This is a genomic window from Mycobacterium sp. (assembly GCF_032161845.1).
Lineage (GTDB): Bacteria > Actinomycetota > Actinomycetes > Mycobacteriales > Mycobacteriaceae > Mycobacterium.
The window spans coordinates 1-2,793 of record NZ_JAVRQA010000429.1 but is presented as its reverse complement, the minus strand read 5'-3'; the positions used below and the strand labels follow the sequence as shown (position 1 = coordinate 2,793).

General features: G+C 64.4%; 3 protein-coding genes and 4 tRNA genes. 5 read left to right on the top strand and 2 right to left on the bottom strand.

Going from position 1 to position 2,793, the window contains the following annotated elements; all coding sequences use genetic code 11:
* Positions 1-772, bottom strand: a 772-nt coding sequence (locus QOD90_RS23440; protein WP_526353560.1) for a COG4705 family protein, incomplete at its 3' end; no start/stop codon positions are given.
* 237 nt (positions 773-1,009) lie between these two features.
* Positions 1,010-1,082 (bottom strand) — tRNA-Lys (locus QOD90_RS23435).
* A 149-nt stretch (positions 1,083-1,231) separates the two neighbouring features.
* On the opposite strand from QOD90_RS23435, the gene QOD90_RS23430 reads away from it, so the two are divergent.
* The 5 genes from QOD90_RS23430 to QOD90_RS23410 all read left to right on the top strand — a co-directional run.
* A tRNA-Glu gene (locus QOD90_RS23430) sits at positions 1,232-1,304 on the top strand.
* A 36-nt stretch (positions 1,305-1,340) separates the two neighbouring features.
* Positions 1,341-1,417, top strand: a tRNA-Asp gene (locus QOD90_RS23425).
* 27 nt (positions 1,418-1,444) lie between these two features.
* Positions 1,445-1,518, top strand: a tRNA-Phe gene (locus QOD90_RS23420).
* A 401-nt stretch (positions 1,519-1,919) separates the two neighbouring features.
* Positions 1,920-2,165: an ATP-binding protein gene (locus QOD90_RS23415; RefSeq protein WP_526353559.1), complete on the top strand. Its 246-nt coding sequence runs from the start codon at positions 1,920-1,922 to the stop codon at positions 2,163-2,165.
* 143 nt (positions 2,166-2,308) lie between these two features.
* Positions 2,309-2,793 (top strand): carbon-nitrogen hydrolase family protein (locus QOD90_RS23410; RefSeq protein ID WP_526353557.1); only part of this gene is annotated, 485 nt, incomplete at its 3' end.

Below are 2,793 nucleotides of genomic sequence, written 5' to 3'. Positions count from 1 at the left end.
CGACGTCGCGTCGCCGAGTGGTGACGACGCTGACGAGGACGACGAACATCAGGATCAGGATCATGGCAACCAATCCGTCGCCCATGCCGACCCCTCCGGCCTCCGCGGGCTTGGCCAGCCAATCGGCGATCGAGGCGCCGAGGGGCCGGGTGACGACGTAGGCGAACCAAAACGCGACGACGCCGTTGAGCCGAAAACCGTAACGCCCCAGGATCGGAACGGCCATGATGACCGCGAACAGCACGATCGAGCCGAGGTATCCCAGGCCAAGCGTGTCGGCCGTCAAGTCGCCTGCCGCAGTACCCAAGGCGAAGGTGGACGAGACCGTCAGCCAGTAGAAGGTCTCCCGACGCCGCGACGTGATGCTGTGGATGGAAAGGGTGCCCTCGGTGAGGTACCAGGCGGCGAACGTCACGACGAGCGCCGCGGCGCAGATGGCCGTCGTCGCCGCCAGTGATACGCCAAGGCCGACGTGCAGCACGTCGGCGGCCATCGTGCCGACGACGGCCACCATCGCGACTGCCGCCCAGTAGGCGACGGGATGGTAGCGGGCCGAGCGGAATTGGATCCACAGCGCCACCACTAGACCGACCACCCCGAGCGGCAGGCCCACCGCTGGGTTCGTATTGAGCAGAAAGTCGGATGCGCTTTCACCCATGGCCGTCGTGAGAAGTTTCAGAATCCAAAACACGGCGAGGATGTCGGGGACCTTCGTCGCACCCGGTGGTCGCTTGACCGCCGAAGAGTCCCCTGTGATCTTGAGAGTTGGCATGGCTGCTCGATCCTTCTGGCTCGCGTTAACGAGGGGCGGTTGGTCCGCCGTCCCGTCGAGTCTCCGGAGAATTCTTGCGGGAACCTTGGAGTCGGGATTTCGCCATGTCGACGACACCTGGCATGCCTTGGGACGCGACTGGTGCGCTCGAGGCGTGTTCCGGTGGTGCTCGGGCTGGGTGTTGGTGCCCGGCGGTCGCGCCCGCTCGGTGCGAGCACCTGAACGGGGGCTTGCCGGTGCCCCCACCAGGGCTCGAACCTGGGACCTGCGGATTAAAAGTCCGTAGCTCTACCGACTGAGCTATAGGGGCGGTGCGGAACCGGGTCTGGAACCGGAACCCCCGAAAGGATACTGCCCGCGAAAACGGGCCTCGTTTGAGGATTCGGGTACCGATAACCTAAGCTATCGAAGCTCACAACGTCTGCGACGTTGCGAGTACCCCGAAGAGATTCGGCTTTGGCCCCCATCGTTTAGCGGCCTAGGACGCCGCCCTTTCACGGCGGTAGCACGGGTTCGAATCCCGTTGGGGGTACGACGTACGCGGGAACGCGTGCTGCAGTACAAGCAAGGCCCTGTGGCGCAGTTGGTTAGCGCGCCGCCCTGTCACGGCGGAGGTCGCGGGTTCGAGTCCCGTCAGGGTCGCCAGTACGGCGAGGCATCTTCTTGCCTTCCGGCCAGGTAGCTCAGTTGGTACGAGCGTCCGCCTGAAAAGCGGAAGGTCGCCGGTTCGATCCCGGCCCTGGCCACTCAGATCGTCGCGGATCACACCCCATTCTGCAGTGCTCACCATCCACGGGGTGAAGCGGTGGATCCTGGTGGACCGACCGACGTCGCGCGCTGGGTTGATCAGCGTATCGAGCTCGTCGGTGATCGCCCTTCGCCACCGAGGGTCACGATTGCGATCTCCACAACACGGTCTGACTTGTACGAGCCGGTCGTTTCGACGTCGATGACGGCGATGCGGTCGGGGTCACCGAAGAGGCGGCCAGGCGTGCCCTCCCGGCCAGCAAGCCAATGCTCAGCGACACCATCGCGGAGTAACGACAGCTATGGACGATCGGGCAATGGAGACGGCCGACCACGACCGTGCGTTCGGCGTCGAAAGCCCCACCGGCCCAGTCACTTCCGACGGGCGAATGGCCTGATCATGGCCGAGGATCCGATCGAAGCCCTCCGGCACTACGCTCGAGCGCTCAAGGCGCCACACATCCGCGACTCCGCTGCCCGACTGGCCGAGCAAGCCCGCGACGACAACTGGAGCCACGAGGAGTACTTGGCGGCGGTGCTCTCACGTGAGGTCGCCGCACGTGAGGCCTCCGGTGCGATGACCCGCGTCCGTTCGGCTGGGTTCCCTACCCGGAAGTTCTCGAAGGACGTCAACTTCGCACGCTGAGGAGACGTGTTCGGACCAAAGAGGCTAGCGGCGCGGGTCGGGGATGCCCGACTGAAGGCTTGCGGTATTGCTCGTTTGCCTTCGCCGAAGACGGGCATTCTGCGGCCGTCCTCTTCCCCCAGAGCCTCAGGATCGAGAAGATCATGGCGAAAGAACTGTCTCTCGCTCTCGTACAAGCCGACGCCGTTGGTTCGACGGAGGAGTTCGGTCGCCAAGTGCAAACCTTGGTGCAGCAATATCCGGGGACGTCGATGTTCGTCTTCCCGGAGCAACACCTCCTGGGCGCATGGGATCCGTGGGATCCAGAAAGCACGGTCCGTCACGCCGAGCCGCTCGACGGCCCTTCATGCCGCGAAGTCGCCCGCATCGCCGCGAAGTTAGGCGTCTGGCTGGTTCCGGGCAGCATTCTCGAACGTACGGAATCGGGACTGATCTACAACACGATGGTGGTGTTCTCCCCGACCGGAGAACGGGCCGCGAGCTACCGCAAGGTGTTTCCGTGGCGTCCGGTGGAGAAGTGTGAACCGGGAGATGATTTCGTCACGCTCCCGATCGGCGACGTGGGAACTGTCGGACTGACCGTCTGCTACGACGCCTGGTTCCCCGAAGTCTCTCGCCAGTTGTCGTG

What these genes read in the sequence shown, in the direction of transcription:
- QOD90_RS23415 (WP_526353559.1), top strand. Translation starts at nt 1,920, where the DNA reads ATGGCCGAGGATCCGATCGAAGCCCTCCGGCACTACGCTCGAGCGCTC.